Below are 15,528 nucleotides of genomic sequence, written 5' to 3' on the forward strand. Positions count from 1 at the left end.
TGCAAAAGCCTTAACCGGCTGATCCTTCAGCCGGCGGCTTTCGCATTGCTACGCCCGCATGACGTCAGTTGGCAAGAACCCGCTGCGACGGAAAGGTGATTTCCACCAGCGTTCCTTCATTTGGCGTCGAGGTGATGGAGAAATTCGCACGGTTGGCGTCCACCATGGCCTTGGTCAGCGGCAGGCCGAGCCCGGTGCCGTCGCCGCGCACGCGCTTGCCTGACGATGCCACCTGCCGGAAGGGTTTCATGGCCTGTTCCAGTTCCGCGCGCGTCATGCCGATGCCGGTATCGCGGATGCGCAGCGACACGCTGCCATTGGCCTCATAGGCGGTGGACACGACAATCTGGCCGCCCGATGGCGTAAAGCGGATGGCGTTCGACAGGATGTTCAGCACGATCTGCTTGATTGAACGCAGGTCGGCGACGATCTGCGGCACGGATTGGGAAAGCGCTGTGCGGATGATGACACGCTGGTTGTTGGCCTGCGGCTGCACCAGCGACACCGCCTCGGCCACCGTTTCGTTCAGCGGCACGGCGATGAAATCCACATCCATCTGCCCCGCTTCGATCTTGGAGATGTCCAGAAGATCGTTGACGATGTCGAGCACATGCCGGCCCGAACGGCCGATATCATTGGAATATTCCACATAACGCGAATGGCCGATAGGCCCGAAGCGTTCAGTCGCCATCATGTCGGCAAAGCCGATGATGGCGTTGAGCGGCGTGCGGATTTCATGGCTGACGCGGGCCAGAAAATCGGTCTTGTGCGCATTGGCGGTTTCTGCCGCGCGCTTGGCGTTGCGCAGTTCCTCTTCCGTGCGCTTCCACTGGGTGATGTCACGAATGACAACGCAATAGCCGTGTGAGGATTTGAGCCGCCCGATGGTCATGAACAGCGGCAGGAAACCGCCGGATGCCTCGCGGCCGATCACTTCGCGGCCATCATTCAGCACGCTCGCGACACCGTTATTGGCAAGGCCGGAAAGATAATCCAGCACGGCGCGCTGGCTCTCATGGGCAAAGAGGGTGACGAAAGGCTTGCCGGCGATTTCACCATTATCATAATTGAACAGCGCGCTGGCGGAACGGTTGAGCGAGCGGATTTCGCCTTCGTCTCCCAGAAGCACCACGCCATCGGTGGCGGTTTCCAGAATGGAGTGCAGTTCCTCCACTTCGCCCTGCAAGAGGGAGAGGCTGCCTGCTTCCGCATTTTCGATGTCGCCGGCCGCTATGTTTTCGTTGGCGGCCGCAACCGGCGTTTGCTTTTCCTCAAGCGGCACCAGCGACAGCATCAGCGCCTTGGTTTCTTCCCAGCGGATGGATTGCAGTCGCGCCTTGACCGGAATGATGTCGTTTTCGGCGCTGACGACGACCATGCCGCCCTCATTGTCAGGCATCTGCTCCAGATCCTGCCGCTGCAGCAACGCTTCCAGCCCGCCGACATCTTGCAGTTCGGCAAGAGACCCATAGCCCGTCAAGCGCAGGAAATCCGGATTGGCGTGGATCAGCCTGTCGCCGGCATGCACCAGAAGCGCAACCGGCATCTGGTCCAGCGTTTCGGCCGTCAACGCGTTTGCGGGGCGAACGGACGGGCTGACCATGGAGGCGGCAATATCGGCAGTCGGCTGCTCGTCAATTGCAGTCTCCTGCTTTTCTTCAGAGCCGCTTTCACCCGCCGCTGCGCGAATAGCCGCGGGCTGCTCGCCACGAACGTAGTCCGCAAAAAGATCGTCTTCATCAGGCGGTTCGGTCGTCTTTTCGTCGGTTTCCGTGTCTGAGGGTGCGCTTTCCGGCGCATCCGCAACGATATCCTGCTGGATATCCTGTCCTGCCGGTTCGGCGGAAATGATCCCCGCATCCGCGTCCGAATTTTCCTCCGAAGCAGAATCCGCCGGCGCCAGGGCCCGGCCGATTTCGCGGAAGGCGGCCTGCTCGCCTGCGGTCAGGCCCTCGCGGGAGCGGGAACGGCGCTCCTCCAGATGGACGACCTTGTCGGAATAGGTTGGCTCCAGCGCCGGCGCTATGACAGGCGCTTCGAATTCCGGCGGGGTATAATCAAGGTGCGGTTCTTCGACAGGGACCGCATCCGATGCGCCGTCTGCCGCATCGAGGTCCGTTGCCGGGGCCTCATCCTCATCGGAATCGCCGCCTTCGTCGTCATCCTCATCGATAAAGGCCAGCAATTCGTGGCTTTCATCCTCGATAGACGGCTGCGGTAGTGCTTCCGCCGGATCGGCCTCTTCGCCATCGAGGAAGGTCAGGCCCGTGGCATGCGGGTCTTCGGTGGCATCGGCAAGCCGCACGATACCGAAACCGCGGAAACCGTCGAATTCGCGTGAGCGCGTATAGGTGGGCAGGGCGGCGAGATCGATCGGCACCATCAGCGATGTGCCTTCCACCGGCCAATGGATCGTCTTGCCCGACCAGGTGTCGCGACGGCCGAGAAGCTCGCGGATCTTGCCGTCGGGATCGAGATTGAACAGGGTCGCGACATCGGCAAAGCTCATGCCTTCCACGGCAGCAGCCTTCGCGCCCACGGCTTCTGCAAACTCATGCGAGATGGAGCTGAAGCGCCCTTCCGCATCGATTTTCCAGACGAAACGGGAGGCGCGCGCACCGGCATTGAAAACAAAAGGTTGCGCTTCCGCGCCAGCGCCGAGGTCGGTCTCCGCTTCCGTCTCCGTCTCCGTCGTTATCTCCTCATCCGCCGCAGGAGCAGCCTCTGCCGCTGCGGTTTCGAGGATTTCATCGTTCGCAACTGCGCTTTCTTCGGCCCGGGCCTCTTCGGCAGGGGCGTCGACGATCACCCGCTCGGTTAAGGGAGCCTCTGCTTCATCTTCATCAAGTTCGAAAAGATCGGCGATGTCGTCAGTCATCGCCATATCAGCAGCGGCGTCGGCATCCTGTGCGGAAAGCTCCGTCGGGGTCTCCGCTCCGTCTTCCGGCAACGTTAGGAGGCTGTCCCCATCCTGCTCCGCGGCCACTTCGTCTTCGGGATCGGCCGGCAGTTCCTGCACCTCGTCCATATCTTCGATGCCAGCGACGGCATCGAGCACGGAATCGAAGGAGGCGGCTGTTGCGACAGCAGGCGCGGCCTCCGCAACCGGCAAGGCGGGCTCCGCGGCGGCTGGGGTTTCCTGCGGCCTGTCTTCCGCAAAACCATTAACAGGGTCGAGTGTGCCCAGCGCGGTTTCGACCACGAACATCAGGTTCAGTTCGGGCGATGCCGCGATCTGGCCGGTGGCGGCGGGCAGATAGCCCTTGCCGGTCGGCACCGGCCGCTTGACGAGATGACCGGACTGGCCGGCTGCCATCTTCACCAGCGTGCGCGCCGTGTGCGGTGTGATGCCGAGAGACGAAAAGCCGGGCGAGGCGGCGATAATCTCGTTCTCACCGTTCAGAACCGCCATATGAATATCGGGGTCGTCAAAACCTTCGATCATGCGCCGGGCGCATTCGGCCGTGTCGGGTGCGGCCTGATCGGTGAGGGCGGAAAACAGGATGGCCGGCTGGCCGGGTTCGGCCTCGATGATCTCCACGCGCGCGGTGACGGCAAGGCTGCGGAAACCCGATGTGATGCGAATGGTAAACGGCAGGCTGTCGCCCGCTTTGGAAAGCCGCGCCGCCGTGGCCGCCAATTGCCGGAAGGTCACGTCCTGCGGTTTCGGGCCCTGTTCCAGAAAATCATAAACCATCGGCGTGCCGAACAGCGCCGCACCCCGGCCATTGGCCCAAATGGCATTTTTAAGGTCCAGCGAGAACAGCGCCATGGCCGCGCCACGTCCGAAACCTTCACGCACCCGTTCATGTACTGCTATATCGATAAAGGGATACTGGACGGCGGGCATGTCGAAACCTATTCTGGCACTACCGGACCTTGCGGGCTTTCGGCTTCCTCATGAAGCCCGAAACGTAAACCCGCCGAGGCATCACGTTAACAGAATTTTAAATAACTTCACAGCGCTGCCGGGTCCACCATCTGCGGGATGAATCGCCAAATAGAGTTAACATCAACAGGTGGCTTCCGCCTCCTCATGCCAGCCCGGCCAATCGAAAAGCACTTGCCTTTCGACGCCTTTTTTCGCAAAATTCGAAGAGGCACTTGCAAATGGGGGAAACACCTTTTATGTCACCCCCCGTGACGCCGCTTCGGCGTTTCATGTGCGGTTGTAGCTCAGTTGGTTAGAGCGCAGGTTTGTGGCACCTGAGGTCGGTGGTTCGACCCCACTCAACCGTACCATTCCCCTCTCCCGATAAGTTTATATGTCACAGTGACTTACCGGGAGAGGGGAACATTGTCTCCCTCTGATGTTGTTCATGCCTGCGGATCCCTCCTGAAGCCCTGCCGCCGCGCAGGCTGCTTCCGATTTCCGAAAACCCTCAAAATAATTGTCGTGACCGTGTCGTTCCCATGCCGCATGGGTAACGCATGAACCCGGCCACATGCAGCCCGGCAAAAACCATTTGGCTAAAATCTCTTGCGCTGGTATTGTCCGCCCAACGAAACCTTATGAAAGCCAGCAGCATAGCGTCTACGCTTGTGCGCGGCGAAATGGACAAGACAGTGATCGACCCCGGAAACGGCCCAAAGCCGTCGGAACAAGGGGCGTCGGTGGCGAACAAAGGGAAAGCGAAGCGATCCCGTCGTGGCAAGAAACACAAGCGTGACGGTCAGCCCCGTGACGCTGTTGTGCTGTCGCATGATGTTGCCGCGGATGTTCCGGCCGGTTCCTCCTACGTATCGGCTCTCGAGCCGGATGCCGAGCCGCGCAAGAGAAAGCGTCGCAGGCGCTCTCGCGGCAAGGGGACCTCTCAACAGGTTGCCCCAGCTTCCAGCGTGCAGACGCAGGCGCCAGCCGCAACCGATGCGGCCAATCCTTCCTCCGTGCCGCCGGGCGGCGGGCGAAAGTCGCGCCACCGCAAGCGTGGGCATCGCGATCCGCGCGGGCGCGATCCACAGGGTCGCCCGCTGGTTCCCACCCATGCGCCGAAACATGTCGGCAAGCAGAATGGCCGCGCCAACGGGGCCGGGCAGGAGCCGCATCGGCAGTCTGAAACATCCGCCCGCCACACAGGCCGCCAGCACGAGCATGGCCAGGAGCCGCCGGCGGATATGTATGCCGCGCTTGATCTCGGCACCAATAATTGCCGCCTCCTGATCGCGCAGCCGACGCGGCCCGGTCAGTTCCGGGTCGTCGACGCCTTTTCGCGTATCGTCCGGTTGGGTGAGGGGCTGGTGTCGAGCGGGCGGCTTTCCGACGACGCCATGGATCGTGCTGTCGAGGCGCTGAAAGTCTGCTCCGCGAAACTCTCGGGCCGCCCGATCAGGCGCATGCGTCTCATCGCCACCGAGGCCTGCCGCGCTGCATCGAATGGCGAAGAGTTTCTGGCGCGTGTGACGCGGGAAACGGGACTGAAGCTTGAAATCATCAGCCGCGAGACGGAAGCCCGCCTTGCGGTGTCTGGCTGCGCCTCGCTCGTCGGGCGTGAAGCACGCTCCGTCGTGCTGTTCGATATCGGTGGCGGATCCTCGGAAATCGCCGTTATCAAGGTCGGGGAAAATCGCTCGAACCGGCTCGCCAATCACATCACCCACTGGACCTCGCTGCCGGTTGGCGTCGTCACGCTTTCGGAACGCCATGGCGGCCGCGATGTGACGCCGGATGTCTTTGCCGCCATGGTGCGGGAGGTCGAAGGGTTGCTCGATGCCTTCCATTGCCCGCCTCTGGCGCCGCAGATGCATCACGAGGATTTTCACCTGATCGGAACGTCGGGCACGGTGACGACGCTTGCCGGCGTCCATCTCGATCTGCCACGATACGATCGCCGCAAGGTGGATGGCCTCTGGCTTTCCGACGCCGAGGTGACGGCGATGCAGGACAAGCTTCTGGCCTGGGATTTCGCCGGCCGCGCCGCCAATGCCTGCATCGGGCCTGACAGGGCCGATCTGGTTCTGGCCGGCTGCGCCATTCTCGAGGCCATTCGCCGCCGCTGGCCGGCGCGGCGCATGCGGGTGGCCGATCGCGGTCTGCGCGAGGGCCTGTTGACGGATATGATGGCGGATGACGGCGCATGGCGGCGCAACCGCATAAGGCGCATGCAGATGACACGGCAGGACAGGACGGAAGGTTTGACATGAGCAAGGCGCCGACAAGCACCAATCGCACCGGCCGAAAGATCGGCCAGAAGGTCAAGAAGACCAAGCTCAAGGCCTCATCGCGCCGTTGGCTTGAACGTCATATCAATGACCCCTACGTCCAGCGCGCCAAGCTTGAAGGCTATCGCGCCCGCGCCGCCTTCAAGCTGCTCGAAATCAACGACAAGCACCAGATATTGAAGGGTGCCACCCGCATCATAGACCTTGGCGCCGCACCCGGAAGCTGGTCGCAGATCGCTTCGAAGGTGACGGATTCCACCGAGGACGATATCCGTGTTGCGGCGATCGATTTTCTCGAGATCGATCCCATTCCCGGCGTAAAAATCCTGCAGCTCGACTTCCTCGATCCGACGGCACCCGAAAAGCTGATGGAGGCTGTTGGCGGCACGCCCGATCTGGTGCTGTCCGATATGGCGGCTCCGACCACTGGCCACCAGAAGACCGACCATATCCGCACCATGCATCTGTGCGAAGTCGCTGCCGATTTCGCCGTTCAGGTGCTGGCGGAAGGTGGCCATTTCCTTGCCAAGACCTTCCAGGGCGGCACGGAAAAGCAGCTGCTCGACATGCTGAAGAGGAACTTCAAGCAGGTGTTGCACGTCAAGCCGGCGTCCTCACGCTCGGAATCGGTGGAAATGTTCCTGCTTGCCAAGCACTTCAAGGGCCGCAAGAGCGAGCCCGTTGACGCATCCGAAGCCGACGAAGCGGCAGACGACTGATCACTCCGCCGGCTGCGAGACCTTGCCGCGGTGGCCGGAAACGGCCGCCCCGGCATTGCCGTCCATGCGGATGATCGGCACGATGGCGAACAGCGATACCAGCGCCACGATGGTGAAGGCGACGTGGAAATCGGCAAGCTGCAGATGCGAGCCTGACATCATGCTGCTGACTTCCAGAATGGAGGCGGCGAAAGCCACGCCCAGCGCCAGGCTGATCTGCTGCAGTACAGACGCCATCGAGGTCGCCTGACTGGCCTGGCTGTCCTCGATATCGGAATAGCTGAGCGCGTTCGACCCGGTGAAGAAGAAGGAACGGGCAAACCCCGCCGTGACAAGGAAGATCATGATCAGCGGATAGGGCGTTTCCGGCGTGAAGAAGCTGTTGGCAAGCGTGGTGAAGGCGCCAACGATGCCGGCCCCAATCAGCGTTGATCGGAAGCCTGTCGCCGCAAAGACCCGCTTGGCCATGAATTTCGTGGTGATCGCACCGATCGCGCCTGCAAAGGTGATCATGCCTGACTGGAACGGGTTCAACCCGAAACCGATCTGCAGCATCAGTGGCATCAGGAAGGGAATGGCGCCCGTGGAAATGCGGAAAACGGTGCCGCCGACGGAAGCCGCCCGGAAGGTCGCGTTCTGGAATATGCGGAAATCCAGAATGGGGGCGGGGTGGCGTGCGGCGTGGCGCATGTAAAGAAAACCGCAGATAAAACCGATGATCGTCGAGGCGATGCCGATGGCGGGCGGCAGGGCCGGAAGGCTGACGACCGAGAGGCCGAATACGACCCCGGAGGCGGCGATGCCTGAGAGCACGAACCCTTTGCCGTCCATCGGCGGTGGGTTGGTGGTTTCGATTTCCGGCAGGAAGATCGTCGAGAGCCAGATGCCGATGACGCCGATGGGCACGTTGATCAGGAAAATCCAGTGCCATGAAAAATAGGTGGTGATGAAGCCGCCGATGGGCGGGCCGGTCAGTGGTCCCACAAGTCCGGGTATCGTCAGCAGCGCCATGGCGGAGACGAGCTCGCTGCGCTTGGTCGTGCGCAGCAGCACGAGGCGGCCGACGGGCGTCATCATCGCGCCGCCCATGCCCTGAAGGAATCGCGAAAGCACGAATTCGAACACCGACGAGGACACCGCGCAGCAGATCGACCCCACGACGAAGACGCCGATGGCGAAACGGAAGATTTTCTTCGCACCGTATTTGTCGGCCATCCAGCCGCTGATGGGAATGAAGATCGCCAGCGCCACCATATAGGCGGTTAGCGCGAGCTTCAGCGTGATCGGGCCAACATTGAGGTCGGCCGCAATCGCTGGAAGCGAGGTGGCGATGACGGTGGAGTCCATCTGCTCCATGAAGAGAGCGACTGCCAGGATAAGGGGAATGATGCGGTTCATGAGGCTGCCTGCGGCTTTCCGCTGCGACAAAGGATATCGCCGTTCCTCCTACGCCTGATGAGCGGGCTTGCCAACACGTTAATTATCAATTTCTCAAGTTCCGATCAAACCTGCGTGAGGCCGGTTTTCTTGCAACTTTCTCGCTCTATTGTCCGTTGGGTGAGTTCAGTTGGCGATCACGGCCAGTTGGCGATATCGGGAGAAAGATGATGACCAAATCCTTGAGCATGAGCAGACGCGGCCTCATCGGTGCGGCCGGTGCAAGCGTTCTCGGCGCGCCGCTTTTGATGGCGCGCAGCGCAAATGCCCAGACCAACCAGCCGCAGACTTCCATGGAGATCAAACACGCCATGCCGCCGGAAACCAACCGCTTCAAGCTCGGCAATTTCGAAGTGCTCGTGGTGAAGGACGGCTCGCGCGCCGCACCCAATCCCGGCGAGACCTTCGGCACGGATCAGTCGGCGGAAACGGTCGGCAAATTGCTGGAAGACAATTTTTTGCCGAAGGACCAATTCGTCAATTCCTTCTCGCCGGTTCTCGTCAATACAGGCACGGACCTCGTGCTGTTCGACACCGGTTTTGGTGAGGCCGGTCGCGGCGCCGGCAATGGCCGCCTGACCGAGGGCATGGCGGCGGCCGGTTATTCGCCTGAAGATGTAACCGTGGTGGTGCTGACCCATATGCATGGCGACCACATAGGCGGGCTGATGGAAAAGGGAGCGCCTGCGTTCTCTAAAGCGCGTTATGTTTTCGGACAGGCGGAATATGATTTCTGGGTGGACGAGAAGCGTGTCGGCACACCTGCTGAGGGCGGCCACAAGGGCGTACTCGCCGGCGTCAAGCCGCTGGCGGAAAAGGCGACCTTCATCGGTGATGGCGCCAATGTGGTGTCCGGCATCACCGGCATTGCGGCTTTCGGTCATTCGCCGGGACATATGATTTTCCGTGTCGAATCGGAAGGCAAACAGCTGATCCTGACGGCGGATACGGCCAATCATTTCGTCCTGTCGCTGCAAAGGCCGGACTGGGAGGTCAAGTTCGACATGGACAAGGCGGCAGCCGCCGCCACCCGCAAGAAGGTCTATGACATGATCGCCACCGACCGGCTACCTTTCCTCGGCTATCACATGCCTTTCCCTTCTGTCGGTTATGCGGAAAAACTGGATACGGGTTATCGTTTCGTGCCGAAATCCTACCAGTTCGACATCTGATCTCTGCTGCAATGCAGCAACAGAATAAGCCCGGAAGGCAATTCCGGGTTTTTTCTATTCCCTTCCTGTCATGAACGTGTTACCAGCCCTCGCCAACTTCCAAGCAATCCTTGCAGGGCGCCGGGGTGAACTTTTCGTTCCGGAACGGCCACGCATTTTCATTATGAAGGAATTTGGTCATGGCACGCATCATTCAAACACCCACTGGTTTGGACGCTCTCACATTTGACGATGTGTTGCTGCAACCCGGACATTCCGAGGTTATGCCGGGACAGACGAATATCGCCACCCGCATCGCCCGCGATATCGATCTCAACCTTCCAATCCTTTCTTCCGCCATGGACACGGTGACCGAAGGCCGTCTTGCCATCGCCATGGCCCAGGCCGGCGGCATCGGCGTTATCCACCGCAACCTGACCCCCATCGAACAGGCCGAAGAAGTCCGGCAGGTGAAGAAGTTCGAAAGCGGCATGGTCGTCAACCCGGTCACGATCGGCCCGGATGCGACGCTTGCAGAAGCACAGGCCTTGATGAAGGCGCACGGCATTTCCGGTATTCCGGTGGTTGAAAACGGCGGTTCCGGCGGCCACAAGAACGGTCGCCTCGTTGGCATTCTGACCAACCGCGACGTGCGCTTCGCCTCCGATCCGCAGCAGAAGATCTATGAACTGATGACCCGCGAAAATCTGGTCACGGTCAAGGAAAGCAGCGTTGATCAGCAGGAAGCCCGTCGCCTGCTGCACAAGCACCGCATTGAAAAACTGCTGGTGGTGGATGGAAAAGGCAATTGCGTCGGCCTCATCACCGTCAAGGATATCGAGAAGTCGCAGCTGAACCCCAACGCCACCAAGGATGCGCAGGGCCGCCTTCGCGCCGCAGCCGCCATCAGCGTCGGCGCTGACGCCATCGAGCGCGCCGAGCGCCTCATCGACGCCGGCGTCGATCTTCTGGTCGTAGACACGGCGCATGGCCATTCGCAGCGCGTGCTCGATGCCGTTTCGGTGGTCAAGAAGATGTCGAACTCGGTTCGCATCATTGCCGGCAATGTCGCGACCGCTGACGGCACCAAGGCGCTGATCGATGCCGGCGCCGATGGCGTCAAGGTCGGTATCGGCCCCGGTTCCATCTGCACCACCCGCATCGTCGCCGGTGTCGGTGTTCCGCAGCTCGCGGCCATCATGTCGTCGGTTGAGGTGGCCAATGCGGCTGACATTCCCGTTATCGCCGATGGCGGCATCAAGTTCTCGGGCGATCTGGCCAAGGCGATCGCCGCCGGTGCCTCCGCCGTCATGATCGGCTCGCTTTTGGCCGGTACGGATGAAAGCCCGGGTGAGGTGTTCCTCTATCAGGGCCGTTCCTTCAAGGCCTATCGCGGCATGGGCTCCGTTGGCGCCATGGCGCGCGGCTCGGCAGACCGTTATTTCCAGGCGGAAGTGCGCGATACGCTGAAGCTCGTTCCCGAGGGCATCGAAGGTCAGGTTCCCTACAAGGGTCCGGTTTCCGGCGTCCTGCACCAGCTGGCCGGTGGCCTGAAAGCCGCCATGGGTTATGTCGGCGGCAGCAACATCAAGGAATTCCAGGAGCGCGCCACCTTCGTGCGCATCTCCAGCGCCGGCCTGCGTGAAAGCCACGCCCATGACGTGACGATCACCCGCGAAAGCCCGAACTACCCCGGCGCAGTTTGATCTTTCGAGGCGAATCCGTAAAAGGATAATTGTATTTGGCGCTCCCCGATTCACGCCGGATCGGGGAGCGTTTTCATGATTGGAGGAGAAAGCATGTCACCAACGACCGCAATGTTCTGGCCGATGATCGCCCATGTCTTTCTCGTTTTCTGGCTTTACGCACTACTGCTCTACCGTCGCAAGAAATACACCTTCACGGATCGTGAATCGGCCATCCGGCTTCGCGACAAGAGCGAGGAAGCGCGGGAAAGCTATCTGGTGAACCGCAATATCGCCAACCAGTTCGAACTTCCCGTCCTATTTCACATCGCCTGCCTGCTGCTTTACATCACCGATGCGGACAATATCGTCACCATCGTGCTGGCCTGGCTGTTCGTGCTCTCGCGCTACGCCCACTCCTATGTCCATGTCACCAGCAACCGCCTGCGTCATCGCGGCGCATTGTTCGGCATCGGCTTTGCGCTGGTCGTCTGCCTGTGGGCATGGCTCGCCATATGGTTGGCGCTGGAATAAATCAGCACCGTGAGGTTGCCTCATAAGTGAGACAATCCCGCCTCGCAAAATGCTCCGATTTGCGATGGGTCAATTCCATGACGCCTCATCCCCGCTAATCTCCGCCTGCCGTCGAGGATTTCTGGCGGACAGAGATTAGGGAGTATGTCATGGCTAAGACAATGAAGGCGGCGGTTGTCCGCGCATTTGGAAAACCGCTGACCATTGAGGAAGTGGCGATAACGGATCCCGGTCCCGGTCAGATTCTCATCAACTACAAGGCGACGGGCATTTGCCATACCGACCTGCACGCCGCAACGGGTGACTGGCCGGTGAAACCCAACCCGCCCTTCATTCCCGGCCACGAAGGGGTCGGTTATGTCGCCAAGATTGGTGCCGGCGTTACCGGCATCAAGGAAGGCGACCGCGCCGGCACGCCGTGGCTCTACACAGCCTGCGGATGCTGCATTCCGTGCCGTACCGGCTGGGAGACACTGTGCCCAAGCCAGAAGAACTCAGGCTATTCCGTCAACGGCAGCTTTGCCGAATATGGCCTTGCCGATCCGAAATTCGTCGGCCGCCTGCCGGATAATCTGGAATTCGGCCCTGCCGCGCCCGTGCTGTGCGCCGGTGTCACCGTCTATAAGGGTCTGAAGGAAACCGAAGTCAGGCCCGGTGAATGGGTGGTCATTTCAGGCATTGGCGGGCTTGGCCACATGGCCGTGCAATATGCGAAGGCCATGGGCATGCATGTCGTTGCCGCCGATATTTTCGACGACAAGCTGGCGCTTGCGAAAAAGCTCGGTGCCGATGTCATCGTCAATGGCCGCGCCCCTGACGCGGTGGAGCAGGTGCAGAAGGCGACCGGCGGCGTCCACGGCGCGCTGGTGACGGCGGTGTCGCCGAAGGCCATGGAACAGGCTTACGGTTTCCTGCGCTCCAAGGGCACGATGGCGCTTGTCGGCCTGCCGCCGGGCTTCATCTCCATTCCGGTTTTCGACACGGTGCTGAAGCGCATCACGGTGCGTGGCTCCATCGTCGGCACACGGCAGGATCTGGAGGAGGCGCTGACCTTTGCCGGAGAAGGCAAGGTGGCCGCCCACTTCTCGTGGGACAAGCTCGAAAACATCAACGATATCTTCCATCGCATGGAAGAGGGCAAGATCGACGGCCGTATTGTCGTGGACCTCGCCGCCTGATGTGAAAAACCGGAGGCGGCGGTCACGCAAATGTGTGACGCCGCCTCCGCCCGCCTCGTTCCCCACCCTGCGATCTGCGCTATCCTTCCGCATCCGAGCGTTCAAGGAGGATAGAGCGATGGACAAGCCCAAGATTACGCAGGCCATGATCGACGCTTACGATGAATATACCCATCTCAGCCTCGACCGTCGCAAATTCATGGAAAAGCTCACCGTGCTGGCCGGCTCCGGCGCGGCGGCAGCCGCAATCGCCCCGCTGCTTTCCGCCAACAGCGCCCATGCGGCAATCGTAGCACCCGATGATGCGGGGATCGTTGTGGAAGATGTGACATATCCCGGCCCCGCCGGCGAGATGAAGGGTTACCTCGTTACGCCGAAATCGGCATCAGGTCCCATTGGCTCGGTCATCGTCATTCATGAAAACCGCGGTCTGAACGATCATATCCGTGACGTCGCCAGACGGGTGGCGCTTGCCGGTTTCCGGGCGCTTGCGGTCGATTTCCTCTCGCCGCAGGGCGGCACGCCCGCCGATGAGGAGAAGGCGCGGCAGATGTTCAGCGGCCTCGACATGGATGCGACCGTCGCCAATGCCGAAGCGGGCCGGGTGTGGCTGGCGGCAAGGCAGGGGGCGAATGGCAAGGTCGGTGCAGTCGGTTTCTGCTGGGGCGGCGGGCTGGTCAATCGTTTCGCCACGAAGTCGGCAGGTTTGAATGCGGGTGTCGCGTATTACGGCCAGCAGGCCCCGGCGGCCGATGTGCCTGCCATCAAGGCGCCGCTGCTTTTGCATTATGCGGGTCTCGACGAGCGCATCAATGCCGGCATCGACGCCTACAAGAAGGCGCTGGAGGAAAACGGCAAGACCTTCGAAATCTTCGTTTATGACGGCGTCAACCACGCCTTCAACAATGACACGTCCTCGGCGCGCTACGACAAGGCGGCGGCCGATCTCGCCTGGGGCCGGACGACGGAGTTCTTCAAGAAATATCTGGCGTGATGGGGTTTTGGCCACGTAGCGGACCGAAGATGCGTGGGGCTTACCCCCCTCTGCCCTGCCGGGCATCTCCCCCTCAAGGGGGGAGATCGATCTGCGGCGATGTTTCGTCCATCTTGAAGCTTGAGAGTGAAGCGACAAGCGGGCCTCTTGCCGATCTCCCCCCTTGAGGGGGAGATGCCCGGCAGGGCAGAGGGGGGTAAGCCCCACGCCCCTCCGGTCCGCTGATCTAAACGCCCCCAGCCCCGCGCTTCAAATGCTCATCGAGCCTCGGCATGATCTCCACGAAATTGCAGGGCAGGTGGCGATAATCGAGCTGGGCTTTTAAAATACCGTCCCACGCATCCTTGCACGCCCCCGGAGAACCGGGAAGCACAAATATGAAGGTCGCGTTCGCCACGCCGCCGGTCGCGCGTGACTGGATGGTGGCGGTGCCGATCTTGTCATAGGAGATGCGGTGGAAAAGGGCGGAAAACCCGTCCATGCGCTTTTCGAACAGCGGTTCCAGCGCTTCTGGCGTCACATCGCGACCGGTAAAGCCGGTGCCGCCTGTCGTGATGACCACATCCACGCCTTCAGAGAGCGTCCATTCGCGCACGGTGCCGGCAATCGCTTCCCTGTCATCAGGCACGATGGCGCGGGCGGCCAGCCTGTGGCCCGCATCTTCCAGCCTTGCGACGAGCGTATCGCCGGATTTGTCATTCTCCAGCGTGCGGCTGTCCGAAACGGTCAAAACCGCAATGCCCAAGGGGATGAAGGGTCGTTCGCCTGCCATAGCCTAATCCTCAAATGGTCCGAGTCGCCTGAAAGTACCAGCCGGGGCGTTTCTTTCGAAGCGATGTTTGCGCTATCAGGGCCGCTTCAAGGGAATGAAAAATCCCGAAACAGGTTGCACCCGAACCGGACATGCGGACAAGCGCAGCACCTTCCTGCGAGAGTAACCCGGCAATCTCCCCGATTTCCGGAAGCAGCGCCTGCGCTGGTGGTTGCAGATCGTTACGGCTCCGGGCGAGAAAATCCATCCAGCCAATTGTCGCATGGGCGGGCAGGGGCGGATTGGCCTTGTTCTGCAATCGCCGGAAAATCTCCGGTGTAGAGACGGCCTTCAGCGGATTGGCCAGAACCAGGAACAGTTCCGGCAAATTGGTGACCGGTTCAATGTCCTCGCCGATGCCGCGCGCGATCAGGGGTCGGCTCTCAAGGCACATCGGCACATCCGCTCCAAGCTTCAGGGCCATGGAGGAAAGCGCATCCGGCGCCACCCCGGCGCGCCAGTGCCGCAAAAGCCCTCGCAGCGTCGCCGCCGCGTCCGCCGAACCGCCGCCGATGCCTGATGCCACCGGCAGGTTCTTTTCAAGGTGAATGGCGACCGGGCGTGCTGGCCGACCCGTCGATACAAGTCTATCGCGCAACAAATCTCTGGCGCGGGTGACGAGATTGTCGCCGCCATCACCGGCGCGCAGAAGATCGCCGAAGGGGCCTGAGATGGAGAAACTGTCGGCATCGGCGTCGCGGATGCGGATCGTATCGCCGGCTTCGGTGAAGGTCACCAGCGTTTCAAGCAGATGATACCCATCCGCTCTCTGGCCGGTCACATGCAGCGCCAGATTGATCTTGGCCGGGGCCGCCTCGATTGTCTCAGCCGCCCCGGTGATGCCCTGCGTCGGCATATGG

11 protein-coding genes and 1 tRNA gene are annotated in these 15,528 nt (G+C 61.2%); 8 read left to right on the forward strand and 4 right to left on the reverse strand.

Annotated features, from left to right (window positions below):
* Positions 1–64: 64 nt before the first annotated feature.
* Positions 65–3,850, reverse strand: coding sequence for an ATP-binding protein (locus CFB10_RS11185; RefSeq protein WP_020010471.1), 3,786 nt, complete (start codon positions 3,848–3,850; stop codon positions 65–67).
* A 315-nt stretch (positions 3,851–4,165) separates the two neighbouring features.
* Between CFB10_RS11185 and CFB10_RS11190 the strand changes: the two genes are divergently transcribed.
* The 3 genes from CFB10_RS11190 (at position 4,166) to CFB10_RS11200 (ending at position 6,878) form a co-directional block, all read left to right on the forward strand.
* Positions 4,166–4,242 (forward strand) — tRNA-His (locus CFB10_RS11190).
* A gap of 270 nt (positions 4,243–4,512) precedes the next feature.
* Positions 4,513–6,141: a Ppx/GppA phosphatase family protein gene (locus CFB10_RS11195; RefSeq protein WP_020010472.1), complete on the forward strand. Its 1,629-nt coding sequence runs from the start codon at positions 4,513–4,515 to the stop codon at positions 6,139–6,141.
* A complete protein-coding gene (locus CFB10_RS11200; protein WP_020010473.1) occupies positions 6,138–6,878 on the forward strand; it encodes an RlmE family RNA methyltransferase in 741 nt (246 codons plus the stop codon). The genes CFB10_RS11195 and CFB10_RS11200 overlap by 4 nt, the downstream gene beginning before the upstream one ends.
* Here CFB10_RS11200 and CFB10_RS11205 read toward each other — a convergent pair whose 3' ends face one another.
* Positions 6,879–8,276 (reverse strand): MDR family MFS transporter, encoded by a 1,398-nt coding sequence (locus CFB10_RS11205; RefSeq protein WP_020010474.1) that lies wholly within the window; start codon positions 8,274–8,276, stop codon positions 6,879–6,881.
* Positions 8,277–8,485: 209 nt separating this feature from the next.
* On the opposite strand from CFB10_RS11205, the gene CFB10_RS11210 reads away from it, so the two are divergent.
* The 5 genes from CFB10_RS11210 (at position 8,486) to CFB10_RS11235 (ending at position 13,857) form a co-directional block, all read left to right on the forward strand.
* Positions 8,486–9,487 (forward strand): MBL fold metallo-hydrolase, encoded by a 1,002-nt coding sequence (locus tag CFB10_RS11210; protein ID WP_026363670.1) that lies wholly within the window; start codon positions 8,486–8,488, stop codon positions 9,485–9,487.
* 179 nt (positions 9,488–9,666) lie between these two features.
* A complete protein-coding gene (guaB, locus tag CFB10_RS11220) occupies positions 9,667–11,172 on the forward strand; it encodes an IMP dehydrogenase (protein WP_020812622.1) in 1,506 nt (501 codons plus the stop codon).
* A 111-nt stretch (positions 11,173–11,283) separates the two neighbouring features.
* Entirely contained in the window at positions 11,284–11,685 is a 402-nt protein-coding gene (locus tag CFB10_RS11225) for an MAPEG family protein (protein ID WP_020010478.1), read from the forward strand.
* A 149-nt stretch (positions 11,686–11,834) separates the two neighbouring features.
* Positions 11,835–12,863, forward strand: a complete 1,029-nt coding sequence (adhP, locus tag CFB10_RS11230; RefSeq protein ID WP_026363671.1) for an alcohol dehydrogenase AdhP — start codon at positions 11,835–11,837, stop codon at positions 12,861–12,863.
* 118 nt (positions 12,864–12,981) lie between these two features.
* On the forward strand, positions 12,982–13,857 hold the full coding sequence (locus tag CFB10_RS11235; protein ID WP_020010480.1) for a dienelactone hydrolase family protein: 876 nt from the start codon (positions 12,982–12,984) through the stop codon (positions 13,855–13,857).
* Positions 13,858–14,083: 226 nt separating this feature from the next.
* Here CFB10_RS11235 and moaB read toward each other — a convergent pair whose 3' ends face one another.
* Positions 14,084–14,629 (reverse strand): molybdenum cofactor biosynthesis protein B, encoded by a 546-nt coding sequence (moaB, locus tag CFB10_RS11240; protein ID WP_020010481.1) that lies wholly within the window; start codon positions 14,627–14,629, stop codon positions 14,084–14,086.
* Positions 14,630–14,639: 10 nt separating this feature from the next.
* Positions 14,640–15,524: a 4-(cytidine 5'-diphospho)-2-C-methyl-D-erythritol kinase gene (locus CFB10_RS11245; protein WP_020010482.1), complete on the reverse strand. Its 885-nt coding sequence runs from the start codon at positions 15,522–15,524 to the stop codon at positions 14,640–14,642.
* Positions 15,525–15,528: the final 4 nt, after the last annotated feature.

The organism is Agrobacterium sp. 719_389 (assembly GCF_900188475.1).
GTDB classification, from domain to species: Bacteria; Pseudomonadota; Alphaproteobacteria; order Rhizobiales; family Rhizobiaceae; genus Agrobacterium; species Agrobacterium radiobacter.